This window comes from Hyphomonas jannaschiana VP2 (assembly GCF_000685215.1).
GTDB lineage: Bacteria > Pseudomonadota > Alphaproteobacteria > Caulobacterales > Hyphomonadaceae > Hyphomonas > Hyphomonas jannaschiana.
This window is the reverse complement of record NZ_ARYJ01000020.1, coordinates 1-23,363: the sequence shown is the minus strand read 5'-3', so window position 1 is coordinate 23,363 and position 23,363 is coordinate 1. Positions and strand designations below refer to the sequence as shown.

23 protein-coding genes and 1 tRNA gene are annotated in these 23,363 nt (G+C 61.3%); 6 read left to right on the top strand and 18 right to left on the bottom strand.

The features are described 5' to 3' along the window. The 6 genes from HJA_RS17290 to HJA_RS17265 all read right to left on the bottom strand — a co-directional run. On the bottom strand, positions 1–723 hold a 723-nt coding region (locus tag HJA_RS17290; protein WP_035584928.1), incomplete at its 3' end, for an outer membrane beta-barrel protein. Positions 724–992: 269 nt separating this feature from the next. Beyond that, a tRNA-His gene (locus HJA_RS17285) sits at positions 993–1,069 on the bottom strand. 81 nt (positions 1,070–1,150) lie between these two features. Further along, on the bottom strand, positions 1,151–1,693 hold the full coding sequence (gene nusG, locus HJA_RS17280; protein WP_035584912.1) for a transcription termination/antitermination protein NusG: 543 nt from the start codon (positions 1,691–1,693) through the stop codon (positions 1,151–1,153). A gap of 39 nt (positions 1,694–1,732) precedes the next feature. After that, positions 1,733–1,942 (bottom strand): preprotein translocase subunit SecE, encoded by a 210-nt coding sequence (secE, locus tag HJA_RS17275; RefSeq protein ID WP_035584909.1) that lies wholly within the window; start codon positions 1,940–1,942, stop codon positions 1,733–1,735. 134 nt (positions 1,943–2,076) lie between these two features. Next, the gene (locus HJA_RS17270; RefSeq protein WP_035584906.1) at positions 2,077–2,961 is read right to left on the bottom strand and encodes an SMP-30/gluconolactonase/LRE family protein; all 885 of its coding nucleotides are present in this window, start codon (positions 2,959–2,961) and stop codon (positions 2,077–2,079) included. After that, on the bottom strand, positions 2,958–3,830 hold the full coding sequence (locus HJA_RS17265; protein ID WP_035584903.1) for a 2-dehydro-3-deoxygalactonokinase: 873 nt from the start codon (positions 3,828–3,830) through the stop codon (positions 2,958–2,960). Before HJA_RS17265 ends, HJA_RS17270 begins: the two co-directional genes overlap by 4 nt. 165 nt (positions 3,831–3,995) lie before the next feature. On the opposite strand from HJA_RS17265, the gene mazG reads away from it, so the two are divergent. Continuing rightward, positions 3,996–4,829, top strand: coding sequence for a nucleoside triphosphate pyrophosphohydrolase (mazG, locus tag HJA_RS17260; protein ID WP_081814794.1), 834 nt, complete (start codon positions 3,996–3,998; stop codon positions 4,827–4,829). On the opposite strand, the gene hflX is transcribed toward mazG, so the two are convergent. The 9 genes from hflX to HJA_RS17215 form a co-directional block, all read right to left on the bottom strand. Next, positions 4,826–6,151, bottom strand: coding sequence for a GTPase HflX (hflX, locus tag HJA_RS17255; protein WP_035584901.1), 1,326 nt, complete (start codon positions 6,149–6,151; stop codon positions 4,826–4,828). The two genes, mazG and hflX, sit on opposite strands and share 4 nt — an antisense overlap. 6 nt (positions 6,152–6,157) lie before the next feature. Further along, complete coding sequence (gene hfq, locus HJA_RS17250; protein ID WP_035572380.1) at positions 6,158–6,406, bottom strand: RNA chaperone Hfq; 249 nt, start codon at positions 6,404–6,406, stop codon at positions 6,158–6,160. A 77-nt stretch (positions 6,407–6,483) separates the two neighbouring features. After that, entirely contained in the window at positions 6,484–7,890 is a 1,407-nt protein-coding gene (locus tag HJA_RS17245) for a TrkH family potassium uptake protein (protein WP_035584898.1), read from the bottom strand. A gap of 4 nt (positions 7,891–7,894) precedes the next feature. Next, positions 7,895–9,268, bottom strand: a complete 1,374-nt coding sequence (gene trkA, locus HJA_RS17240; RefSeq protein WP_035584896.1) for a Trk system potassium transporter TrkA — start codon at positions 9,266–9,268, stop codon at positions 7,895–7,897. Between the two features lie 20 nt (positions 9,269–9,288). Further along, positions 9,289–10,674 carry a nitrogen assimilation response regulator NtrX gene (gene ntrX / locus HJA_RS17235; protein WP_035584892.1) on the bottom strand — a complete coding sequence of 462 codons (1,386 nt, stop codon included), beginning with the start codon at positions 10,672–10,674 and terminating at the stop codon, positions 9,289–9,291. After that, on the bottom strand, positions 10,665–12,968 hold the full coding sequence (locus HJA_RS17230; protein WP_051597843.1) for a sensor histidine kinase NtrY-like: 2,304 nt from the start codon (positions 12,966–12,968) through the stop codon (positions 10,665–10,667). Before HJA_RS17230 ends, ntrX begins: the two co-directional genes overlap by 10 nt. A gap of 105 nt (positions 12,969–13,073) precedes the next feature. Continuing rightward, positions 13,074–14,450 carry a sigma 54-interacting transcriptional regulator gene (locus tag HJA_RS17225; RefSeq protein WP_035584889.1) on the bottom strand — a complete coding sequence of 459 codons (1,377 nt, stop codon included), beginning with the start codon at positions 14,448–14,450 and terminating at the stop codon, positions 13,074–13,076. Continuing rightward, positions 14,443–15,513 (bottom strand): two-component system sensor histidine kinase NtrB, encoded by a 1,071-nt coding sequence (locus HJA_RS17220; protein WP_035584885.1) that lies wholly within the window; start codon positions 15,511–15,513, stop codon positions 14,443–14,445. The genes HJA_RS17225 and HJA_RS17220 overlap by 8 nt, the downstream gene beginning before the upstream one ends. Before the next feature lies 1 nt (position 15,514). Then, positions 15,515–16,465 carry a tRNA dihydrouridine synthase gene (locus tag HJA_RS17215; RefSeq protein WP_277813112.1) on the bottom strand — a complete coding sequence of 317 codons (951 nt, stop codon included), beginning with the start codon at positions 16,463–16,465 and terminating at the stop codon, positions 15,515–15,517. A gap of 157 nt (positions 16,466–16,622) precedes the next feature. Here HJA_RS17215 and HJA_RS17210 point away from each other — a divergent pair, with 157 nt between their 5' ends. The 3 genes from HJA_RS17210 to HJA_RS17200 all read left to right on the top strand — a co-directional run bounded on the left by HJA_RS17210 (position 16,623) and on the right by HJA_RS17200 (position 19,114). Continuing rightward, positions 16,623–17,753 (top strand): bifunctional 2-C-methyl-D-erythritol 4-phosphate cytidylyltransferase/2-C-methyl-D-erythritol 2,4-cyclodiphosphate synthase, encoded by a 1,131-nt coding sequence (locus HJA_RS17210; RefSeq protein ID WP_035584879.1) that lies wholly within the window; start codon positions 16,623–16,625, stop codon positions 17,751–17,753. 63 nt (positions 17,754–17,816) lie between these two features. Beyond that, positions 17,817–18,602 (top strand): enoyl-CoA hydratase/isomerase family protein, encoded by a 786-nt coding sequence (locus HJA_RS17205; protein ID WP_035584876.1) that lies wholly within the window; start codon positions 17,817–17,819, stop codon positions 18,600–18,602. Positions 18,603–18,622: 20 nt separating this feature from the next. Continuing rightward, positions 18,623–19,114 (top strand): CinA family protein, encoded by a 492-nt coding sequence (locus tag HJA_RS17200; RefSeq protein WP_035584873.1) that lies wholly within the window; start codon positions 18,623–18,625, stop codon positions 19,112–19,114. Here HJA_RS17200 and HJA_RS17195 read toward each other — a convergent pair. Beyond that, positions 19,111–19,584 carry a type II toxin-antitoxin system RatA family toxin gene (locus HJA_RS17195; RefSeq protein WP_035584871.1) on the bottom strand — a complete coding sequence of 158 codons (474 nt, stop codon included), beginning with the start codon at positions 19,582–19,584 and terminating at the stop codon, positions 19,111–19,113. The genes HJA_RS17200 and HJA_RS17195 overlap by 4 nt on opposite strands. A 4-nt stretch (positions 19,585–19,588) precedes the next feature. Beyond that, positions 19,589–20,572, bottom strand: a complete 984-nt coding sequence (gene lipA, locus HJA_RS17190) for a lipoyl synthase (protein ID WP_035584868.1) — start codon at positions 20,570–20,572, stop codon at positions 19,589–19,591. 157 nt (positions 20,573–20,729) lie between these two features. Here lipA and HJA_RS17185 point away from each other — a divergent pair, with 157 nt between their 5' ends. Continuing rightward, complete coding sequence (locus tag HJA_RS17185) at positions 20,730–22,316, top strand: AMP-binding protein (RefSeq protein WP_051597842.1); 1,587 nt, start codon at positions 20,730–20,732, stop codon at positions 22,314–22,316. Between the two features lie 22 nt (positions 22,317–22,338). On the opposite strand, the gene HJA_RS17180 is transcribed toward HJA_RS17185, so the two are convergent. Further along, positions 22,339–22,677: a winged helix-turn-helix transcriptional regulator gene (locus HJA_RS17180; protein ID WP_034763995.1), complete on the bottom strand. Its 339-nt coding sequence runs from the start codon at positions 22,675–22,677 to the stop codon at positions 22,339–22,341. Positions 22,678–22,734: 57 nt separating this feature from the next. Here HJA_RS17180 and HJA_RS17175 point away from each other — a divergent pair, with 57 nt between their 5' ends. Further along, a complete protein-coding gene (locus tag HJA_RS17175) occupies positions 22,735–23,334 on the top strand; it encodes a 2-hydroxychromene-2-carboxylate isomerase (RefSeq protein ID WP_035584916.1) in 600 nt (199 codons plus the stop codon). Positions 23,335–23,363 lie beyond the last annotated feature (29 nt).

The following is a 23,363-nucleotide window of genomic DNA, read 5'->3' as shown; positions in this document are numbered from 1 at the left end:
CGGCGGGGGCGGCGGAGGCGGAGCTGCGCCGAATGCCCAGCGGAGACCAACGGTCGCCACGTGATCCGAATAGGTGCCGTCATAGTCCGTGCCACCAGCCGGGTTACCAGCCAGTTCGAGGTCGTCAGCAACAAAATACTTGTAGCCAAGATCCAGCGTCAGACGGTCAGACACTTTGTAGCCAAGGCCGAGCAGGCCCTGATACGCCAGCGTCGTATCGGTATCATTGAAACCGTTGACCGCAGCCCAGTTACCGGTCGTACCGATATTCAGGTTGCTGGCTTTGGCTTTCAGGCGCGCGCCGCCAACACCCAGACCGATGTACGGCTGGACTTTTCCGGCGCGGTTGAAATCGTAAATGCCGTTCAGCATGAAATCTGCGACCTGCAGATTGCCATGCGGATCAGACGCAACACCCGTCAGACCCGGAGAGAAGCTGGACGGAACATCCAGTTCACCACCGCGGTAGCCGGCGACGCCTTCAAGGCGGAAACCGTTGTCGAAATCATAGCCAAGGCCCAGCTGACCGCCGATCATCTCGTCGGAATCGGAGCTGCCCTCAAGCGTTCCGGCAACGAATTCGGTAACAGGATCATGATCCAGTTCGCCCGCGAAACCGTACTGGACATCGCCACGGGCGTACCAGCCGTCTTCCGCGTGGGCGGCGAGACCAGCAGTCGCAAATGCGGCCGCGGCTGTCGCGCACATAAGAGTTTTCTTCATACTCAATCCCCTTTGGTGTGCCGAATGACGGGATTGTCCTCGGCCGCAGGTTCATACGGGCACTCTACCCGATGATTCCTGTTAAACTCAATTTACTCTCGCTGCGAGCCCCTTTTGGGAGAGAAGCCCCGGGAACGGCAGGGATTTTCTACCTACCGCGTCCCTTTTGCAACAGATTGTATCAAGCGCGTCAAATTACGCGCGAGATACAAAATAGTTCCCTTTCCGCTGAAATTCATGCGGCAGTGCAGCAAATTGTAATGAATGGATGGTACCGCCTCCCCGGTTCGAACGGGGGACCTCTAGATCCACAATCTAGCGCTCTAACCGACTGAGCTAAGGCGGCACTGGGGTTGGCAAATACAACCCATGTTACGAGGTTTCAAGCGGGACCGGCAGAGGATCCCACCTGAATACCTCAATCTTGTCAGACCTTGGTGACTTGTTCGAATTCCAGATCCACTGGCGTTCCACGGCCAAAGATCGAAACGGTCACTTTCAGGCGGCCATTCTCTTCGTCGATCTCTTCCACGGCGCCTTCGAACCCCTGGAACGGGCCATCATTGACCTGCACCTGTTCGCCCACTTCGAACGAAATTTTCGGCCGTGGACGCTCTGCGGTCGAATCAGAGGCTGTACCGAGAATGCGATCGACTTCACGCTGTCTGACCGGGAGCGGTTTCTTGCCCCCTTCCGCGCCCAGAAAGCCCGAGACTTTCGGCGTGTCCTTCACGAGGTGATACACGTCATCGGTCATCACGGTCTTCAACAGGACATAGCCCGGGAAGTGACGGCGCTCGACAGTCTTTTTCTTGCCGCGGGCAACTTCGACCACTTCTTCAGTGGGAACCTGAATGTCCTCGATCAGATCAGACAGGCCTTTGCGTTGGGCCTGTTCGAGAATCGTTGCCGCCACCTTCTTTTCGAAGTTGGAATAAGCATGGACGATGTACCATTTCGCTTCAGCCATGGGGCCAGCGCGCTCCTTGAAACCGGACGGTCACAAACCTCAAAGGCCGGTGATCGCTTTTACAAACAAGTTGATCAAGAAATCGGCGGCAAACAGGAAGAGCGCGATAAGGACCGACATCACGACAACGAAAATCGTTGCCTGAACCGTTTCCTGACGCGACGTCCAGGTCACCTTGTTCCCTTCCGCGCGCACCTGGCGCAGGAACGTGATGGGCCCGACCCGTTTCTTCTTAACCTTATCGGCCATTCCGACACTCTCTTGAAAAGCGGGGGGTTAGCGGTTTTGAGCCGCTACGTCCACGGTTAAACTACACCAATTTCAATGTGAAGGCATTTGAGGCCGGTTGCGCGCGCTTACAAGGGGCCGCTTCAGCCCTCTCTTCACCCAAATGCGCGTCCGAACTCCCTCGCTGGAAGACCGGGTGTGTCGACCTGCACAGCAAACAGACTGCCTGACAGGGGCCGCGCATCCAGCTGGGGGAACGACATGCCTGCGCGCGCAGTTGTGATGAACAAGGTTTTCAAATCCGGACCGCCAAAGGCGATACCTGTCGGCCGCGGAGCCGCAAGAATGATAACCCGGTCCACCTTCCCGTCCGGCGTATATCGGACGATTCGCGATGCGCCCCACAGGCTCGTCCAGAGGCAGCCTTCCGAATCAATGGCCGAGCCGTACGGAAAACCGCCAAACTCATACGTCGAGGCGAGAATGCGCCGCCCGGTGAGCGCGCCCGTCGCCTGGTCAAAGTCGAAAGCGAGAATTTCCTGCTCTGCACTGTCACAAGTGTAGAATGTCTTCCCGTCCGGCGAGAACTGCATCGTATTGGTAGCCAGAACGGACGGAAGGCGAAGCTGGCTCAGCGCCTTGTCTGGACCGAAGCGGTAATAGCTGCCGCTGGCATCTTTCTCCTGATCATCCATCGTCCCGAACCAGAACGAACCGTCCGGCGCGACACCGCCATCATTGGTCCGGTTGCCTTCCGGTTCCGTTTCAACGCTCAGCAAAGTGTCATAAACTTCCGTCGACGGATCGTAGACGCCGACCTCCCGGTCGCCCACCATCAGAAAACTGCCCTCATACAGCGCAATCGCACTGGCACGCAGCGGCAGATCGTAACGGCGCGTGTTTCCGGTTCGGGGATTGTAGCGATGCAGTTTGGCGCGCTTCACATCGACCCACCAGAGAAACCCTTCGGTCTCGCTCCAGACAGGACCATTGCCCAGCACGCACCCTGTGGGCGCCACGCATTCCGGCGCAAGCATCATCCGATCAGCCCCGCCTCTTCCGCCAGTTCGAACAAGCCGTCCTGTGTCGCTTCTTCTGCAGAGCACTCATCGAAGTCGGCGCCCAGCGTATCCAGCGCAATCCGGTAGGACTCGAGGATCGCTCCGTCAGCTACCAGAGTGAGTTCGTCACCCGGATCGTAATGCGCTGCAATGTCGGCGCCGATGAGAAGACCGGTCAGGGCTGTTTCATGGTACTTAGGATCAAGAACTCCTGTCTTGCGGGCCGCGCGGACAGCGAATGGAGAGGCGGCATCATCGGGATCCAGCGAATATTCCACCCATTCCCGAAATACCGCTTCATCGAACTCCTGCGGGGTATCCTCAGGCGTTTTCAGGCCCCCATTCGCCAACAAGAGCGCTCTGAGTTCTCCGGTCATCTCCGAGGTAAAACCCAGAATGCGCCCATGCTCGAAATTCACGTGCTTGGTGTATGTGCCCGGGATGCACACTGCGCCCACCGAATCATCCAGCGCGAACAGCTGCGTCTCTTCTCCGCGCATCACATCGGGCGGAGACGCCTGCTTCAATCCAGGCACCATGTGGATACCATTCACCTCAACCAGATGCCTGGGCAGGTCGGAAATCAGCATTGGGACGGGACGGTATTCAGTCCGCTGGATTCCCTGCGCGCCGCCGATCCCTCCACAGGCAATCATCGGGACTTCAGGCCACTCGCTCAGCCACTCATTGATATGAAACTTCAGGCGGCCCATCGCGTCACCCGTATGGGTCAGAATGCCGTCCGGCACAGAGATCCCGCCAATGACATCGCCTTCCTCATCGAAGGCCCAGGCCCGGAACGTCGATGCCCCCCAGTCGATACCGATCAGGATGGTGCGGTCTTTCATGAGCGACGCCCCGTCATTGGTTCGATTGATGTGCAGATTACAGGTCGCATGCTTTCACGTCTCTTGCACCGCGGGGAAAGTCAATCCATTCCGGTATGTCTCACGCACGGCCTCGTCCCTCTCAGGGGCTTCGCCAACAGGACCGCATCGATCAGGACCCGCGTCATGGATCACTCAGACACATCCCGCCACCAACGTGCCGCCGGCGAATTCGTGCGGTTGCTCGAGATCATGGACCGGTTGCGCGATCCGGAAGGCGGATGCCCATGGGACCTTGAGCAGACCTTTCACACGATCGCCCCCTACACGATCGAGGAAGCCTATGAAGTGGCCGACGCGATTGAGCGCGATGACAAGAGCGACCTCCGGGAAGAATTGGGGGACCTTCTGTTTCAGGTCGCCTTTCACAGCCGGATGGCAGCAGAGGAAGGCGCCTTCGAGGCCGCCGATGTTGCGAAAGCCATCAATGATAAAATGATCCGCCGTCACCCGCACGTGTTTGAAGCGTCCGATGACCGCTCCTCAGACGAACAGGTCATTGCCTGGGAAGTCGTCAAAGCCAAGGAGCGCGAAGCAAAGGCTAAGGGCAAGGCCCCGGCAAGCGCGCTCGACGGCGTGGCCCTGTCACTGCCCGCTCTCCTGCGCGCAGAAAAGCTTCAGAAACGCGCGGCCCGTACAGGGTTCGACTGGACGGAAGCCGATCAGATTTTCGACAAGCTGGAAGAAGAAACAGCCGAAGTGAAAGATGCCATCGCTTCAGGCGATCCAGCCGCGGTTCAGGACGAGATCGGAGACCTGCTGTTCGTGGTCGCAAACCTGGCCCGCCGTCTCAGCGTTGATCCTGAAGTGGCTCTGCGTCAGGCCAATGCCAAGTTTGAGCGCCGTTTCCGTGCAATGGAGCAGATGGCAGGCCAGCACGATCAGGCGTTCGACCAACTCGACCTGGAAGCGCAGGAAGGCCTCTGGCAAGCCGTGAAGAAAACCGAAGTGAGCGGCTAGTCCGCCAGGTCTGTTTCGATGTCGGGGAACTCGGCCCGGAATTGTCCCAGACGGTCAGACTTCAGGCGGACACGTATCAGCGCTGCGCCATTGTCCTGCATCTCTTCGCTCAGCACTTCGCCGTTTCGGTGCAGCCAGGCCCGGGCCCGGCCATGCTCCGGCTTGAGGACGATCCGCACCTCGGCCGCGCTCAGGAGCAGGCCGTGCTCAATTGCAGCCAGTAATTCGTCCACTCCCTGACCAGTTACGGCCGACAGCAGGACGGCCGGATAACCTTCCTGGTTCTGCGCGGCGATCGCCAGCACCTCAGCCCGCTCGGTTGGCAGCAGATCGGCCTTGTTCCACGCTTCGATCATCGGCGGCAGCGGCAGCCCGGTTTCCTGCTCAAGGCGCCCGAGAACGCGCAGCACATCTTCCGCCTGCTCCATGTCGGCCGGACTGGACCGGTCCCGGACATGGACCAGCAGGTCTGCCTGCATCGCCTCTTCCAGCGTTGCCTGAAAGCTGTCGATCAGGTGCGTCGGCAAGTCCGTGATAAACCCGACCGTGTCGATCAGCGCCGCCTCGCCCAATGTCGGCAGGTCCAACCGGCGGATTGTCGGGTCCAGAGTCGCAAACGGCATGTCCTTGGCGAACACGTCCGCCCCCGTCAGCCGGTTGAAGAGCGTCGACTTTCCGGCGTTCGTGTAGCCCACGAGCGCGATAACCGGCTTGCCTGTGCGCTGACGGCCGGCTCGCTGAACCGCGCGTGTACGCCGCACATCGTCCAGTTCCGCCTTGAGCCGGACGATCTTGTCGTCCAGCATCCGGCGGTCCGCCTCAAGCTGGCTCTCACCCGGGCCGGACAGGAACCCGCCACCACCGCGCTGTCGCTCGAGGTGCGTCCAGGTCCTTACGAGTCGGGAACGCTCATAGAGCAGCCGCGCCAGCTCGACCTGCAGCCGCCCCTCCTTGGTGCGCGCCCGCAATCCGAAGATTTCCAGGATCAGCCCGGTCCGGTCGATGACCTTCACACCAAGCTTCTTTTCGAGGTTTCTCTGCTGGACTGGCGTCAACGCGCCGTCGATCACCACGAGTGTGCAGTTCGCGGCTTCCAGGTCTTCCGCCAGCCGGTTCAGGATCCCGCCGGAAATCAGCTGTGCCGAATTGACCTGCCGCACATGTTCGGGGCGCAGGAAAGCAAGCTCGCAGCCCAAAGCCTCAATCAGGCCGGAGGTTTCCTCCAGCCTGTCTGCCGTCGGTCGATTGGCTGGCGTAAACCAGGGGATGATGGCCCCGGCTATTTCCGGCGCAGGAAGGCGATCAATAAGCTTGTCGCTCAAAAAGCCCTATTCCTTGTCGATCTCTTCGTCGAAGAGCTGGACGGGTGCACTTGGCGCGATCGTGGAAATGGCATGTTTGTACACCAGCTGCGGCGGACGACCATCGCCCCGCAGCAACACACAAAAGTTGTCAAACCAGGTCACTACGCCCTGCAGCTTCACACCATTCACGAGAAACACCGTCAGTGGCGTACGCGATTTGCGTACAGCGTTCAGAAAGGCATCCTGAAGGTTTTGTTTTTTATCAGCCGACATAGCAGGTTAATTCCTGTTGTTCTTGTTATGATCGCGGGCTAACTGGATTGAGGGGCTTAAGCAAGGGCCAACCCCATCTACCCCCGCCAGAAACTGACAGAAATTGCAGGAATAATCGCCAAAATCTCCAACCTGCCAAGCAGCATGGAGAAAATGGCTAAAATTGAGGCAGCCTGATCCAGCTGGGCCACATGGCCAATGACCAGGCCGCCGGAATTGGTCAGGCAGCCGATGGCCAGACGGATGGAAGATTCAAACGGCACGCCAGTGAATGTGAATCCCAGCATCACGAGGAAAACGCTGAGGATATAGGCAATCAGGTACACCCAGACCCCGATCACGCTCCGCTCGTTCATCTCACGGTCCCGGAACTGGAACCCCAGAACCGACCGGCGATAACCCAGCTGCCGGAATTCCATCCCGGCGCGCCGCGACAGGACGATCAGCCGCGCGATCTTTACGCCGCCTGCGGCCGAAAGCGCAGATCCACCGATCAGAGCCGGCAACACGAAGACAGGCAACGGCACCTTGTCCCAGGTATCCGAGCTGCCCAGAGGCAGGCCGGACGTAGCAAGGGCGGAAATCGACCAGCCGAGGGACTCGATCACCTTAAGGCCCGAGAAGACGGCCATTGCGGTGAAGATAAGCACCAGGACGGCAAAAACGCGCAATTCAGGGTCCGTCAGCGCTTTCAGGAAACGCCGCTCCCTGAGCGGCAGCGCGATCGCGAGCCCCATCGCGCCGCCAACCAGTCCGATCGCAAGGATAACATCGGCCACAGCGCCCGCATTTGCCCGTCCATATGGCGCCGGATCGACGAGGCCGGTGGTCCACACGCTGACCGCATCGGACATGGCGCGTCCCGGTGAAACGCTGGCCAGCTCCAGCGCCAGAACCGTCAGCGTAATGGACACGACCATGATCAGGATGACCGAACGCGCAACCTTCGGGACTGCATCGAAGAAGCTCGTTTCCGGCATGACAAAAAGCTCGCTGCGGTGAATCCCCGGGCCGCCGAGGTTCAGCGCGGCAAGGACGCTGGCGGCGACAATAATCGACGCCGACGCACCCAGCAGGTGCAGCGTGCCACGCCAGACGATCAGGCTGGCCGGCCAGCGATTGCCCTCAACAGCAATCACAGACTGGCCGGTTGTCGTCAGGCATGCCGTGGCTTCGTGAATTGCCTGAAGCAAAGACGCATTCTGGACGCCGACGACGAAAGGCAGACAGGCCGCCACAGGCGCCAGAAACCACCACAGGATCACCAGCCCCAGCGCATCGGAGGGGCGCGCCTTCTGGCTGGGTTTGGGCGTCAGGAACAGGATGCTGGTACTGATAACGCTGATGCCCAGCACCATCGCGAGAAAAGCAAACACCTGCTCGTTCTCGCCATAAGCGAGAGCTGTCAGGATTGCCGGCACGCTGGAGCCCGCAAGGATCAGCATCACCAGGGCCAGGATGCGGACGACGGACGCGTAGTTCATGTGACTAGAAGAAGTCCGGACTGACGCGGAAGAATTTCTCCACTTTGCGGACCAGCTCCTCCTCGTAGAAAACGATCAGGCGATCTTCGGTACGGACGATTGTTTCCGGTCCCGCGATGATGACCTCATCACCGCGCACAATGGCTGCAGCAGTGACGCCATCAGGCAGATCATCATAACCCGTTGGCTTCCCGATCAGCGACGACGATTCCAGCGTGACGCCTTCCGCGACTTCGGCCTGTCCGTCTTCCAAGGATTGCAGCCCCAGAATACGGCCACGACGCATCCGCAAGAGGATCTGCGAAACGGTCAGCGCGCGCGGATCCAGCACAGCGTCCACCCGCATATCATGCGCCAGTCCCGCCAGTTCGGTCGCATTCACCAGCGCCAGGGTCCGCTTCGCACCGGCCCGTTTCGCCAGGTTGGAAATCAGGAGATTGGTCTTGTCATCATTGGTGATGGCAACGACGAAATCCGCCTTGGATGCACCAGCTTCGGTCAGAATGTCCGGATTGAGCCCATCGCCCTGAATGACAATGGAGCGTTTGACGCCTGCAACGGCGGTATTGGCCCGGTCGGGGTCATTTTCGATCAGACGGATCCGCTTGTTGCTTTCCCGCTCCAGCGTCTGGGCGACGTATAACCCGACATTGCCGCCGCCGACGATCACGATGTGATCGGAGCGTTCGACATTCCGGTTGAAGATCGAGGTCAGCCGCTCTGCGTGGGAATCCAGCACGGCAATATACGCGCGGTCCCCGGGCTTCAGCACATCACTGCCCTTCGGCGCCCGCACGGAATCTCCCGTACCAATCCCGATGATCCTGGCCGAAAGGTCCGGGAACAGGCCGCGGATCTGATCGACGGCTGTATCCAGCAGCGGGTTATTGTCAGAAATCTCCAGCCCGAGCAGACGGACTTTGCCCCGGCCGAACGTTGCCGACATGATGGCGCCTGGGGTCCGCAGACGCTGAAGAATGGCCTCGCCAACCTCGACTTCCGGCGAAATCACCATGTCGATCGGCAGCCCCTCACGGGAGAAGATATTCTTCCAGGCTGGATCAATGTAGGATTGGTCGCGCACCCGGGCGATCTTGAACGGCACGGAAAAGAGCGTGTGGGCGATCTGGCAGATCACCATGTTGATTTCGTCGAAATGGGTGACCGCGATGATCATTTCGCAGTCTGCCGCCCCTGCCCGCTTCAGCACATCCGGATGCGCCGCATGCCCGGTGTAGCCGCGCACATCGAGGTCGGTCGACACCTGGTCGACCAGATCCTGATCCTCATCGATAATGGTAATATCGTGCTTTTCACGCGCGAGACGCCGCGCGATGCCGTGTCCGACCCGGCCAGCCCCGCAGATAAGAACGCGCATTCCTCAGCCTTCCACCGGCACTAACTGTCTTGCCGACTCGCCCCGGACGCTACGCCCAAAGCCTTTAATTTTCTATGGAGTGCAGAGCGCTCCATTCCAATGAATTCGGCCGTCCGCGATATGTTCCCGTTAAACCGGGTAATCTGCAGCGCCAGATATTCACGCTCGAACTGTTCGCGTGCGTCGCGGAGCGACAGCCCGACCAGATCTGCCGAGCCGGCCTTGGAATTCTGGACATTACTGCCGACATCGCGGGGCAACTCATCAACGCTGACTGGCCGGTTTGAGTCCGACGGCGACAGGATCAGGATCCGTTCCACGACATTGCGCAGCTGGCGGATATTCCCCGGCCAGTCCATCGACTGCAGGACCGCCATGGCTTCCTGCGAAAACGTCCGCGGTGTCAGGCCCGAGGAGTCCGCGATCCGCTCGATGAAATAGGTCACGAGATCGGCAATATCATCCCGGCGCTCCGCGAGCGAGGGAACCCTCAACGGCACGACGTTCAGGCGGTAATAGAGATCTTCCCGGAAACGGGATTCCTCAATCTCCTTTTTCAGGTCCTTGGTCGTGGCGGACATGACCCGGACATCAACATTGACGTCCGAACGGCCGCCAACACGCTGGAAACGCTGTTCAGTCAAGACACGGAGTATCTTGCTCTGCGTACCCGGCGGCATGTCTGCAACCTCGTCAAGCAGGAGCGTTCCGAGGTGGGCCTTTTCAAACAGACCGATACGCGTTGTCCGCCCCTGTGCATCTTCCTCCCCAAAGAGGGCTATTTCCATCTGGTCCGGCGCAATCGTTGCCGCGTTCACGACGATGAACGGCCCGTTCGCCCGCAAGGAATTGCGATGAATCAGGCGTGCGGCCAGTTCTTTGCCGACGCCGGCCGGGCCGGTGATCATCACCCGCGAATTCGTCGGCGCCACCTTCTCGATGGAGCTGCGCAAATTCGCCGCTGCGTGGCTGTTGCCGATCCAGCGTTCATCATCGCCAGCGCGGTTTTTGAGGGCGGCATTTTCGTACTTCAGGGCTGCCGACTCGATGGCCCGGTCGATCAGGTGCAGCAGGCGGTCGGTCTTGAATGGCTTCTCGATGAAATCATAGGCGCCGCGCCGGATGGCGGCGACTGCCGTCTCGATATTGCCATGCCCGCTGATGACGATCACCGGCAAAAGAGGATCGATCGACTTCAGGTACTTCAACAGGGACAGGCCATCCATGCCGCTGCCCTGCAGCCAGACATCCAGAACAACCAGTCTCGGCGTCCGTGTGCGGACTTCCTCAAGCGCCGCCTCCGCCGTTGCGGCGGTGCGGACCGAATAGCCTTCATCGCCGAGAACGCCGGCGATCAGCTCCCGGATGTCAGGCTCATCATCAACGACCAGAATATCTAACGCCATGGCGTTGGCTCCTCTACGCGGACAGTCTGTGGAGAATGTGGATTGATGCCAGCCGAATCCTGGCTGGCGGCCGGTATGGTTTTGGTGGCAGGATCATGCGGGGGCAGCCAGATACGTACGCGCGCCCCGCGCAGGCCGTCGAGACGGTTCTGCAGCGAAATGGATCCTCCATGATCTGCGATAATGCGGTTCACAATCGCCAGACCGAGCCCTGTGCCCTTCTCCCGTGTGGTCACATAGGGCTCCAGCAACCGCTCGCGCACATCTTCGGGAAAGCCGGGACCATTGTCTTCAATCGTGATTTCCAGACCCTGCTCATCGCCGCTGAGCACCATGCGTATCTGGCCCTGCACGTCCGTTTCCTCGGGCATGCCCTCAATCGCTTCGGCAGCGTTTTTCAGCAGATTGCCGATCGCCTGCCCGAGCAGTCTTTCATCGCCGGAATAAGTCTTGGAGGACGCTTCGCTGGCAAATTCGAAATCGATGTCCGGATAGACCACGCTGCGGGAGAAGCTCGCCTCCTGCAGCAATTCTTCCATGTCAAACGGCGCGACGCTCGGTTTCGGCATCCGTGCAAAGCTGGAGAACTCTTCGACCATCCGGCCAATATCTCCGACCTGACGCAGGATGGTATCGATGCATTTTTCAAACACGCCGTCATGATCATCGATCTTGCTGGCATACCGGCGGCGCAACCGTTCCGTAGACAGCATGATCGGCGTCAGAGGGTTGCGGATTTCATGCGCAATGCGTCTTGCCACATCGCGCCACGCCATCTGCCGCTGCGCATTGATCAGGCGGGTCGTGTCGTCAAATGTCAGGACGCAGCCCCCGGCCGGGTCCGGCGCGGTCTTCAGCCTTATGTGGCGCGTCGAATTGTTCCGGCTGATTTCGATGGACGCATCGACGGGCGAATTGCGCTCCAGCGTGTCCCGCACATAGCGTTCGAACTCCGGCGCAACCACTTCCAGTGCGTCCCCGGTTTTGACCTCATCGGTTCCTAGCAGCTCACCGGCTGACCGGTTGGCGAGCGTAACTGTCATGTCCGCATCCATGCGAATGACGCCGGCGCTGACCTCGGCGAGCAGTGTTTCGACAAAGCGGCGGCGGTCTTCCTCGTCCTCACGGGCACGAATGAGCGCATTGCGCTGCTCGGACAGCTGCTCCGTCATGGCGTTGAAAGACTGGCTGAGCGCGTAGACTTCGTCTTTCGGGCCGCTGACAGGCACCCTGACGGTAAGATCACCATCGCGCACCGTATGGGCTGCTGACGCCAGACGTCCGATCGGACCTGTCACCCGGCCAGCCGCCTCGAGACCAAGGCGGCCTGCGAGTAACAGGATCAGCGCGGTGATCTGGGCGTAGCCGATGGCAAAAATGGTCTGCAACCGCCCGCTGCGCTGTTTTGCATTGTTGTACTGCGCCAGCTGCTCCTTGGCGTCACCAAGCATGGCGAACAGGTTCTGGTCGAACGGCTTGGCAGCATAAACATACCCGTCCACCGGTTCAGAAATCCGGATCAGCGCTGTCGCCACACCCTGCGCCTCATAGAGCCGGGCCGCGACTTCTCCCTTCCGGGCTTCCTCGAACGCATCCGGTGGCGGCCGCAGCCTAACCGGCGTACCGGCATTCTCTTCGGCGATGATCTCCTGACCATCGGCACTGACGATGGAGATGGTAACAAATTCCCGATAGGCCAGCGTCTGGCGAAGCCCTTCAGACAGGGCGGCTGAGGCGTTTGCCGCGAATTGGCCCGCGTCGACGTCTTCCCCGCCATTCTCTGCGGCCATCTGTGCTTTCACATCGCGGGCGAAGTTTTCCACGTCGAGGGCTGCGAGCCGGACATCCACATCGAACGAGGATTCGAAATTGTCGACATAGTCCTGGAAGATCTGCTTGTTCTTCTCCATGACCGCTTCGGCCGTATCGCCGAACCAGTTGTCGAGGCCGCGTGTGATCACCGCGCCAAGGAAAATGGCGACGACCATGGACGGCACCAGCGCCGAGAAGCCGAACAGCATGACGAACCGCTGAGCCAGCCGCCCTTCACCCGCCTCACGCGAGCGGCTGCGGATGGCCAGGAATTCGCGGATCACGATTGTCGCAAGAACAATGATCAGAACGAGGTTCAGCGCCAGAAGCCAGGGCGTGGTACCGGCTGTCGGATTGTCCGGGTTCACACCGGCAATGGTGATGAAGGTCGCAAACACCGCAACGAGCGCCGCAATGATGAAGAGCCCTTCGAAAAGGGCCCAACTCGCCTTGGGTGCATGCTGACTTAACGGGTTCGACAATCTACCAGCTCTGTACAGGCCCCCCGGCCCGTTGCTCCAAGGTCACACAATCGTGCCTCTACGGCAACAGTGATGCACTAGAGCCACAGTCCTGGCAATCGTCAATCACTCTTCTGCAATGCCGAGTGCGTTAATTTTCGCCCGCAGCGTGTTCCGGTTCATGCCCAGCAGCTGCGCCGCCTTCACCTTGTTCCCGGCGGTCACCGACAGCGCGAGCCGGATCAGCGGCCGCTCAACCTGGTCGATTACCCGGGAATAAACAGTGCTTTCCTCGTCCTCACGGCTGGAAATCAGGTCTCCCATGATGTGCCGGTGAAGCAACGTCTCGATGTCCTTTTCGAAGCCGCCGCTGGCGCCCTTCTGCTCACTCGCGCCGGCGCGGAGTTCGCGCTCCACATCGCGCAGCGTGATTGTGTCATCGGGGCTGAGCACGGCGAGCCGGAGAACAAGATTCTCCAGCTCCCGCACATTGCCCGGCCAGTCATAGGCCATGATGAGGTCTATGGCGGACTTGTCGAAATTCTTCGCCGAGAGGCCCTGACGCTGGGCCCGGATCAGGAAGGCCCGGGCCAGTTCCGGGATGTCTTCCTTGCGCAGGCGCAGCGGCGGCATGGCAAGGCGCACCACATTCAGGCGGTAGTAAAGATCTTCCCGGAAGGCGCCCTCTTCCACCATGCGGCCCAGATTGCGCCGGGTCGACGCGATCAGGCGCGCGCCGGTCGCATCCCTCAGGAATTTGACCAGCTGGGTCTGCGCCTCGGCTGGAAGGTCGCCGATTTCATCAAGGTAAAGCGTGCCGCCTGTCTGATGCACAGCGCCCGGCTCGCCATTCGCACCGAACAGCTGGCGGTTGATCTCGGCAGCAGGAAGCGCAGCCAGATCCAGCGCTACGAACTTTCCGTCCTTGGCCGACCCCAGCTGGTGGATTGCGCGCGCCGCCAGTTCCTTGCCGGTCCCGCTCTCCCCTTCGATCAGGACCGTCAGGTCAGTGTTCATGACCTTGGCGATGATCCGGTAAACTTCCTGCATCGCATCGGACCGGCCGATCAGCGGCAAGCCGGCATCGCTGATGGCTTTCTGGGATTCCGGATTGATGGCGCGCACCGAGGACTTCGGCGGCGCCTTCAGGGCCCGCTGCACCAGGCTGGTCAGCGCATCGATGTCGAACGGTTTCGGGAGATAGTCGAACGCGCCATGCTGGGCCGCGTTTGCGGCGGTCAGGATCGTGTTCTGTCCACTCATGACGATGAAGGGCAGTTCCGGCCGGGACAGGCGCATGGACGGCAAAAGGTCAAAGATCGATGCATCCCCAAGATACACATCGGTCACGACCACATCGCCTTCACCATTCCGCACCCATCTTTCCAGGGCTTCTGGCGAACTCGTGGCGCGGACCTCATAGCCTGCGGCGACCAGCGTCTGGTTCACGATCAGGCGGATGCTCGCATCGTCCTCTGCAAGAAGAACGGTTTTATCAGCCATTAAGGCCTCCTGTACGAATTGGCAGAAGAACGGTGAAACGGGTTGTGCCCGGTTCGCTGTCCACCCGGATCTGGCCGCCATGGGCCGTGATGACTTCTTTCACGATCGACAGGCCCAACCCGCGCGCGCCGGACTTGGAACTCTGGAAAACGTCGAAAATGCGCGACAGCTTTTCGCGCGGAATACCGCGGCCATTGTCCTCGATGGTCACAAGCATGGCCCGCTGAAGCCCGACACCGAAACGCGAGCGCTTGAAGGCAAGCCCCGTAGCATAGGCCGTCCGGACGGTTACCTGCCCACTCCCGCCGCCTTCCTGAGCGGCCTCGGCAGCGTTGCGGATAATGTTCTGGAAGGCCTGCTGCAGATGATCCGCATCGCCCAGTAATTCCGGAAGCGATGGGTCGAAGTCCCGCTTGATTTCTACATTGCTGCCGATGGCCACCCGCTCCGATGCGATCACGCGGTCCAGCAGCGCATGGATGTTGAACTCTTTCATCCGGGGTGCCGAGAACAATTCGAATGCCGACAGGCGATTGACCAGCCGCTCGATCCGTCGGGCTTCATCCCGGATGATCTCCAGCAGTTCAGCCTGCCCCTCGACCCCCTGGCGTTCCAGCAATTGCGCCGCGCCGATGATGCCGCCCAGCGGGTTCTTGACCTCATGGCCCAGAATGCGCCCGAACCCGGCCACGCCGGCGGACGACTCATTGCCCTCCCGCACCGCTGTTTCGACAAGCGCGATCACGAAGCCCTCATCGCCTGTCGTGCGGACCCAGACATCGCAGACCAGGCCTGACGGAATGGACGGCCCGGTGATCGGCGTGCCCGGCGAGGCAATATCGCCCACCTGCCGCTGCGCGCGGTCGAGCAATTCCCAGATCAGGGAGTCATGATAAATCAGCTCACTGAGCGGCTTGCCCGTAAGCGATCTTCGGGAAAGCTGGAACAGCGTTTCCGCTTCCGGATTTCCATCCACGATACGTCGCCTGTCGTCGATGACGAGCAAGGCGATCGGAGAGAGATCGGCAAGGGAACGAGCGTCCAGCAAAGTGTCCACCGGCATGTCAGACGGCCTCCACGAGGTCGGTTTCAAAATATACCTGCCGCAGTGCGGCGATGAGATCCTGCCAGTCTGTGATCTGACAGAGTTTGGAGCGCACAGCCCGGCGCTCTGCCGGACCGATACGAAGATCGAGCGCGTCGATGGCGGCGGACACATGCTTGCGCACCGTCAGCACCCCCAGTTTCGGCCCATAGAGCGCAACCGAGTCCTCGATCTGCTCACACAGGGACGAAAGTTTCTCGGCCCGGCCGGGCGCCGTCCAGGCTTTGCCCTCAAGCGTCGCAGCGACTTCTCCGACCAGCCAGGGACGCCCCATCGCCGACCGCCCGATCATGACCCCATGCGCGCCGGACTGCTCCAGCGCCTCGGCCGCATCCTCATATGAGCCAATGTCACCATTCACGACGACCGGCAGTGACACCGCCTCGACCGTGTCGCGCACAGCCGCCCAATTGGCCGATCCTTTGTAGAACTGGCAACGCGTGCGCCCATGGACGGTCAGCATCCGGATGCCTTTGGATTCCGCAATCGCCCCCAGCTCCGGCGCGTTCAGAGCCGTATCGTCCCAGCCCAGACGCATCTTCAGGGTCACAGGCCGTTCGCCTGCCCCTTCAATCGCCGCGTCCATGATGTCGCTGGCCAGCGGTACATCGCGCATCAGGGCGGAGCCGGACTGGCCGCCTGTGACCTGGCGCGAGGGGCATCCCATATTGATGTCGATCACATCGACGCCGCTTTCGGCCAGCAATTGGGCGCCGCGAAACATGTCTTCAGGCCGCCGTGCTGCCAGCTGGACGATCCAGTAACCGGCGCCTTCATGACGGCAGGTGCGGCGAACGACATCCGGGCGCTCTGTCGCCAGCATCTCGCCGGCGACCATCTCCGACACGACCGCCGGCGCCCCGAAATGCACCGCCTGACGCCGCATAGGGGCGTCCGTGGCGCCTGACATGGGCGCTAACCAGACCTTCGGTGCCTCGAAACTAACCATTTGTTCATTCTTGCACCTTTTCGCGAGTTCGCAAGTGCACAAAACATAAGCATCGCTTCCCGGCTGCAGAAGCGCAAACAGCATGGCATAGATACAACAGGTGTCTTAGAAGGCGCGCATGACCGGATTCGCAGCAATCATCGTCGCAGGCGGCAAAGGCGCCCGTACAGGGCTCGATCGCCCCAAGCAATGGGAGAACCTGCTTGGCAAGCGGGTCATTGACTGGTCTGTCGACACCTTCCTGTCCCATCCGGACCTGCTTGAACTCGTGATCGTCGTCGACGACCTCACCGTCGCGACCAGCTTTCCGTCTAAGACTAAAGTCGTATGCGGCGGCGAGAGCCGAACCGCCTCGGTTCGCGCCGGAATTGCGGCGCTTGCTACGGAAGATGGCGCCCCGGTACTGATCCACGATGCTGCCCGTCCGGGCCTGAGTCGCGCCCTGATCGATACGCTGGTCTCCGCCCTGTCCGATCATGACGCCGCCGCCCCCGCCCTGCCGGTGTCGGATGCCCTGAAACGTGAAGCCTCCGGCCACTTCTCCACCGTGCCGCGCGACGGGCTCTACCGCGTCCAGACACCCCAGGCGTTCCGGCAAGCCACCATTCGCAAAGCCCTTGAGGCCCCCGGCTCTTTCGTGGACGATCTGGAGGCCGTCGAAGCGGCCGGCGCGCGCGTTACGCTGGTTCCCGGCAGCGTCCGGCTTCACAAGATCACCTATGCAGAGGATTTTGACCTCTTGGCACGCTTGCTTACCCCCGCCCTGACCGCCCCCCGCGTCGGCAAGGGCTTTGACGTTCACGCTTTCGAACCGGGCGACCATGTCACCCTTTGCGGCGTAAAGATCCCGCACACGGCCAAGCTCAAAGGGCATTCGGATGCAGACGCCGCCTGGCACGCCCTGACAGACGCCATTCTGGGCGCCGTCGCGCTCGGTGACATTGGGGATCATTTCCCGCCGTCGGATCCGCAATGGAAAAACGCCGACAGCGGCCTGTTCCTGAAGCACGCCCGGTCGCTGGCGGAAGGCGCCGGCTATACACTCACCAGTTGCGACATCACGGTGATCTGCGAAGCGCCCAAGGTGAAGCCGCACCGGGAAGCCATGCGTATCCGCACCGCCGAACTCCTGGCCCTTCCTCTGGATGCTGTCAGCGTGAAGGCCACGACGACCGAGAAACTCGGCTTTACCGGCCGTCAGGAAGGCATCGCGGCAGAAGCCGTTGCCGTGCTCGTGCCCAAGGCCTGACGCCGCGTCCCCTCTTGCCAATCGCTTCCTGCATGCTCCCCTTTGCGAAAAGGGAGAACGCTCATGTCCGGCGGATTGAAAATCGAACAGGACGGCCAGGTCACCATCCTGACACTCGACAGGCCGGAGGCGATGAACGCCCTCGACTACCCGACCTATATGGCCCTCGAAGATGCAGTGCGCGGCGCGGATGCCCGGGCCATCGTGATCACGGGCGCGGGCGATCGGGCTTTCTGCTCGGGCGATGACGTTAAACAGATCCTGTCCAAAGGCGCCCCGTCCACGCCGGAAATGGCGGAGCGCGCCAAGAAAACAGGCGGCCTGACGCCGGCGGCTGATGCGCTGCTCGGCACCGACATTCCGGTCATCGCGGCCGTCAATGGCTTCGCCCTCGGCTGGGGCGCCGAACTCGCCATCATGGCCGACATCCGCGTCTTTTCGGAAAAGGCCCGGTTCGGGGAAATATTCGTCACGCGCGGGCTGACCTGCGATGCGCCGGGCTTCGGCCGTCTCGTCCAGCTGGTCGGCCGGGAGCATGCCTGCGAACTTCTGTTCACCGGCGACATCATCGACGCCGCGCGGTCAAAGGAAATCGGGCTCACCTCCCGCGTCGTCCCGCCAGAAGACCTGATGACGACCGCGCTGGACCTTGCCCGCAGGATCGCCGCGAACCCGCCTCTGGCCGTTCAGGCGATCAAGAAAGGCCTTCGCGAAACGGTGGACCCGCCCTGGCGCGAGGTTGGCAAGATGGCCATTACCGAGATCCGGCGGCTGATGCAGACAGACGATGCCAAGGAAAGTGCAGCCGCCTTCCTCGAAAAACGCAACCCGGTCTTCACCGGAAAATAAACCAGGCCTAAGCTCACCCCATGTTTCCAGATAAACTCCGAAACCTCGCCATGCTGATCCTCGACGACGCCGAACAGGCGCGCCTCCGGATCTGTACGGCCGAGAGCTGCACCGGCGGCCTCGTCGCCGCCCTCTTCACCGACATTCCGGGCTCCTCGACCGTGTTCGAACGTGGCTTCGTCACCTATTCGAACCGGGCCAAGGAAGAGATGCTCGGCGTGCCCGGTGACGTGCTGGCGGATTATGGCGCCGTATCAGAGCCTGTGGCGCGGATGATGGCCGAAGGCGCGCTGGAAGCCAGCCGGGCCAATATCGCCGTGGCCATCACCGGCGTGGCAGGCCCCGGCGGCGGCACGCGCATGAAACCCGTCGGCACGGTTCACGTTGCCTGCGCCCGGGAAAACCGCGCTGTGGTGCACGAGATGCTCCAGGTCGGGGAAATCGGACGGACGGAAGTCCGCATGGCCGCTGTCGAGTGCGCCCTCAAACTGATCCAGTACCAGATGAACTAGGCGCCAGGCGTAGCCCCGGAGACCGCTCCAAAGCGTCTGCGCCCTTCATCCAGGAAGGCCTGCAGGATTTTCGACACGGCCAGGTCATGATTGGCGGCCGCCAGCATGCCGATGAACGGATTCTTGAAATCGTAATCGATCTCGAGGCGGACATCCGTGCCCTTGTCCTGCGGCGTGATCTGCCATTCGGCGCGCAACCGGCGGAATGGGCCTTTCACAAGCGAGGCGATCACGTTCCCGTCCGACGGGGTTTTCGTGACCCGGGTCGAAAAGCGCTCGGTAAAGCCTTTGAAGCCGATCACCGCATCCCCGAGACAGGACGACGCCCCATCCCCCAGCGCGACTTCTTCGGTGACGCGCATCGCCGTGATCCATTTGATGAAGTCCGGATAACGCCGGATGTCCGAGACAAGATCAAAACACTGCTCGGGCGTGTATGGCAGCCGGACCGATTTGGAGAACCGGGCCATGCGCTCAGGCGGTCTTGCCTGAATCCCGCGACGCGTTCAGCGCCTCACGGGCAGCGCGCAGACGGGCAAAGTCCTCTCCCGCATGGTGAGACGAGCGCGTCAGCGGCGTTGCAGACACCATCAGGAAGCCCTTGGCCCACGCAATCTCTTCATACGATTTGAACTCGTCCGGTGAGACGAAGCGGTCAATCGCCGCGTGCTTGCGCGTCGGCTGCAGATACTGGCCGATGGTGAGGAAGTCGACGCCGGCGGAACGCATATCGTCCATCACCTGCATGACTTCTTCCTTGGTTTCGCCCAGGCCGACCATCAGGCCGGATTTGGTGAACTGGTTCGGGTCGCGGTCCTTTACCTTCTGCAGGAGGCGCAGCGAGTGGAAATAGCGCGCGCCCGGCCGAATCGACAGGTAGAGCCGCGGCACGGTTTCGAGATTGTGGTTGAACACATCCGGCTTCGCATCGATGACGCGGTTTTCCCAGCCATCCTTGCGCAGGAAGTCCGGCGTCAGGATCTCGATCGTCGTTTCCGGCGAGGCCGCCCGGATGGCTTCGATCGTGTGCACGAAATGCATCGCCCCGCCATCGACCAGGTCGTCCCGGTCAACCGACGTGATCACGACATGCTGCAGCCCCATCTCGGCGACCGCCTCGGCAACGCGGCGCGGCTCGTCCTCATCGACGCCCGCGGGTGGCTTGCCGGTTGAGACGTTGCAGAAACTGCAGGCGCGGGTGCAGATCTCACCCAGAATCATCATCGTGGCGTGCTTCTTGTCCCAGCACTCGCCGATGTTCGGGCAGCTCGCCTCTTCGCAGACCGTCACCAGCCCCTTGGACTTCACGATCTCGCGGGTCTCGGAATAGCCCTTCGAACCGGGCGCCTTGACCCGAATCCAGTCCGGCTTGCGCTGGATCGGGCTGTCCGGCCGGGACTGTTTCTCCGGGTGGCGCAGGCGGGGCTTTTCGCCCTTGAGATCAATGAGGTTTGCCATCGCCGGAACATGGCCTCACCCGCGTCTGAACTCAAGTCGAAGACACTGCAATCTGCTCATGCAAACTTGCAATGTTTGTTGCTCTCTGGCTGCTTGGCGACAAAATGTTACAAACATGTGAGGCGCAAAGCCGCCCACGAGGAAACCAGAGCTGTTCATGACCACGACACCGATCCCGGCGCCGTTGCCGTATCGCCCAGCGCGAACCCGTACCGACCTCTTTGCTGCCCTGATGCGCGCAGCCGGCGAGTTTGGCCGCAACAAGACCATCATCTACGACATGGTCGACGGCGAAGAACGCCTGCTGACCTACAAGGACCTGATCCGCGGTGCCTTCGGCCTGGGCTCTGCCCTCGCCTCGAAGACCAAAGCGGGCGAATCGGTGGGCGTGATGCTGCCGACCGGTGCAGGCGCGGTGATCGGCTTCTACGCCCTGTCGGCCTATAATCGCGTCCCGTCGATGCTGAACTTCACCGCCGGGTCGCGGAACCTGAAAGCGGCAATGCGCTCGGCTGAGATCACCAAAATCGTCACCGCCCGCAAATTCGTCGAAGTGGCCGGCCTGGAAGCCCTGACCAAGGACCTCTCCCGTGTCGCCGAGATCATCTATCTCGAAGACGTTCGCGAGAATCTCTCCCTGAAGGACAAGCTGGCCGCAGTGATCGGCCCGGTGGCGCCCGGCCTGATCCGCAGCAAGGCCCGCTACAAGAGCCCCGGCGTGATCCTCTTCACCTCCGGCACCGAGGGCGAGCCGAAAGGCGTCGTGCTCAGCCACGAGAACGTCATGGCGAATGTCGAACAGGTCCGCGCCCATATCGGCCTCGATGTGAACACGGACAAGCTGTTCAACCCGCTGCCGACCTTCCACTGTTTCGGCCTGACAGTCGGCGCCATCCTGCCGCTGATTGCCGGCATCCCGGTCATCTTCCACCCTTCGCCGCTCCAGCCGCGTGAGATCGTGAAACGTATCCGCGAAACGGGCAGCAGCATCCTGCTGGCGACCGATACGTTCATTTCGCAATACGCCCGTGTCGGCGGCGACGGCGACATGAGCTCCATCCGCCTCGCAGTCTGCGGCGCCGAGCGCGTCAAGGACGAGACCCGCGCACTGGTGCGCCGCAAATTCGAAATCGAAATCCTCGAAGGCTATGGCGCAACCGAAGCCTCGCCCGTCGTGGCGGCCAATCAGTGGGAACGCAACAAGCCGGGCACGGTCGGCCTGCTGATGGCGGATATGGAGTATCGCCTCCTGCCGGTCGACGGCATCCCGGAAGGCGGGCGCCTGCACATCAAGGGCCCGAACATCATGATGGGCTATCTGCGTCCGTCCGCCCCCGGCGTCCTCGAAGCACCGGATGATGGCTGGCACGACACCGGCGACGTGGTCGCCATCGACGAGGAAGGCTTCATCCGCATCATGGGCCGCGTGAAACGGTTCGCGAAGATCGGCGGCGAGATGGTGTCCCTGGCCGTGGTCGAGAACTGCGCCAGCGCGATCTGGCCGGACAATCTCCACGCCGCAGCTGCCATCCCGGACCCCCGCAAGGGCGAGCAGATCATCCTGCTGAGCGACAGCCCCGACTGTAACCGGGAAGAAATCCTGGCCTGGGCGCAGAGCCATGGCGTGCCGGAAATCTCCGTTCCGAAGCGGGTCTTCCATGTCGACAACATTCCGGTGCTTGGCACCGGAAAGGTCGACTATGGCACCGTGCAGAAGAAGATCGTGGAACTGGTCGAGGCCTGATCCCGCCCCGCAAGAAATCGTGTCAGGCGTTCGTGGCGCGGCGCACGGGCATGTGCTTCTTGCCCCAGTCCTTCAGCGTCAGCAGCGCGGGCGCCAGTTCCTGGCCCTTTTCGGTCAGCACGTAATCATAGCGCTTCGGCCCGGCGGAATACTGCCGGCGCTCGAGAATGCCGGCCTCAACCAGCCGCTTCAGGCGCTCGGCCAGGATGTGCCGCGTCATGCCGCTCGACTCGATAAACTGCTCGAACCGCGACAGGCCAAGGAAGCAATCCCGGAGGATCAGCAGCGTCCACCGGTCACCGACGACCGAGAGCGTCCGCGCGACCGGGCACCAATTATCCGAGAGTTCTGTCCATTTCATACTTGCAAGCCTAACCTGATTTGCCTTAGTTCCAAAATGAAACTTATGGAGATCCGGATGACCAAGGCACTTGAGTTCTATTTCGACTATATCAGCCCCTATTCCCATATTGCCAATGCAGCAGTGAAGCAGCTGAAGGAACGCACCGGGGCGGCTGTCGAAATCAAGCCCATGTTCCTCGGCGCCGTCATGCAGGGCACAGGCAACCGCCCGCCGGGCATGGTGCCCGCCAAGAACACCTATATGCTGGCCGACCTGGAGCGCTGTGCGAAACGCTATGGCCTGACCATCCGCATGAACCCCTATTTCCCGCTGGTCAGCACACGCGACCTGTTGCGGGCCACGATTGGCCTTGCTGGCGATCCGGACAAGCAGCAACGCTTCATCGATACCTGCTTCCACTATATGTGGACCGCACCCGACGCGCTGAAGCCGGACGACGACGCCTCCGTGAAGGCAATGTGCGATGCGAACGGTTTCGATTTCGACGAGGTCAAACAGCTGGCCAACGACGAAGCCAACAAGGCCGCGCTCAAGGACAATACCGACGCCGCCATCGCCCGCGGCGCCTTCGGCTCCCCCACCTTCTTTGTCGGCGAAGACATGTTCTTCGGACACGACCGCCTGGACTACGCCGCCGAAGCCCTGACCGCCTGATCCGGTATAGTCGCCTATAGTCCGGTATG

What these genes read in the sequence shown, in the direction of transcription:
- nusG (WP_035584912.1), bottom strand. Translation starts at nt 1,693, where the DNA reads ATGGCTGAAGCGAAATGGTACATCGTCCATGCTTATTCCAACTTCGAA.
- secE (WP_035584909.1), bottom strand. Translation starts at nt 1,942, where the DNA reads ATGGCCGATAAGGTTAAGAAGAAACGGGTCGGGCCCATCACGTTCCTG.
- HJA_RS17270 (WP_035584906.1), bottom strand. Translation starts at nt 2,961, where the DNA reads ATGATGCTTGCGCCGGAATGCGTGGCGCCCACAGGGTGCGTGCTGGGC.
- HJA_RS17265 (WP_035584903.1), bottom strand. Translation starts at nt 3,830, where the DNA reads ATGAAAGACCGCACCATCCTGATCGGTATCGACTGGGGGGCATCGACG.
- mazG (WP_081814794.1), top strand. Translation starts at nt 3,996, where the DNA reads ATGGATCACTCAGACACATCCCGCCACCAACGTGCCGCCGGCGAATTC.
- hfq (WP_035572380.1), bottom strand. Translation starts at nt 6,406, where the DNA reads ATGTCGGCTGATAAAAAACAAAACCTTCAGGATGCCTTTCTGAACGCT.
- HJA_RS17245 (WP_035584898.1), bottom strand. Translation starts at nt 7,890, where the DNA reads ATGAACTACGCGTCCGTCGTCCGCATCCTGGCCCTGGTGATGCTGATC.
- trkA (WP_035584896.1), bottom strand. Translation starts at nt 9,268, where the DNA reads ATGCGCGTTCTTATCTGCGGGGCTGGCCGGGTCGGACACGGCATCGCG.
- ntrX (WP_035584892.1), bottom strand. Translation starts at nt 10,674, where the DNA reads ATGGCGTTAGATATTCTGGTCGTTGATGATGAGCCTGACATCCGGGAG.
- HJA_RS17225 (WP_035584889.1), bottom strand. Translation starts at nt 14,450, where the DNA reads ATGGCTGATAAAACCGTTCTTCTTGCAGAGGACGATGCGAGCATCCGC.
- HJA_RS17220 (WP_035584885.1), bottom strand. Translation starts at nt 15,513, where the DNA reads ATGCCGGTGGACACTTTGCTGGACGCTCGTTCCCTTGCCGATCTCTCT.
- HJA_RS17215 (WP_277813112.1), bottom strand. Translation starts at nt 16,465, where the DNA reads ATGTCAGGCGCCACGGACGCCCCTATGCGGCGTCAGGCGGTGCATTTC.
- HJA_RS17210 (WP_035584879.1), top strand. Translation starts at nt 16,623, where the DNA reads ATGACCGGATTCGCAGCAATCATCGTCGCAGGCGGCAAAGGCGCCCGT.
- HJA_RS17205 (WP_035584876.1), top strand. Translation starts at nt 17,817, where the DNA reads ATGTCCGGCGGATTGAAAATCGAACAGGACGGCCAGGTCACCATCCTG.
- HJA_RS17200 (WP_035584873.1), top strand. Translation starts at nt 18,623, where the DNA reads ATGTTTCCAGATAAACTCCGAAACCTCGCCATGCTGATCCTCGACGAC.
- HJA_RS17195 (WP_035584871.1), bottom strand. Translation starts at nt 19,584, where the DNA reads ATGGCCCGGTTCTCCAAATCGGTCCGGCTGCCATACACGCCCGAGCAG.
- lipA (WP_035584868.1), bottom strand. Translation starts at nt 20,572, where the DNA reads ATGGCAAACCTCATTGATCTCAAGGGCGAAAAGCCCCGCCTGCGCCAC.
- HJA_RS17185 (WP_051597842.1), top strand. Translation starts at nt 20,730, where the DNA reads ATGACCACGACACCGATCCCGGCGCCGTTGCCGTATCGCCCAGCGCGA.
- HJA_RS17180 (WP_034763995.1), bottom strand. Translation starts at nt 22,677, where the DNA reads ATGAAATGGACAGAACTCTCGGATAATTGGTGCCCGGTCGCGCGGACG.
- HJA_RS17175 (WP_035584916.1), top strand. Translation starts at nt 22,735, where the DNA reads ATGACCAAGGCACTTGAGTTCTATTTCGACTATATCAGCCCCTATTCC.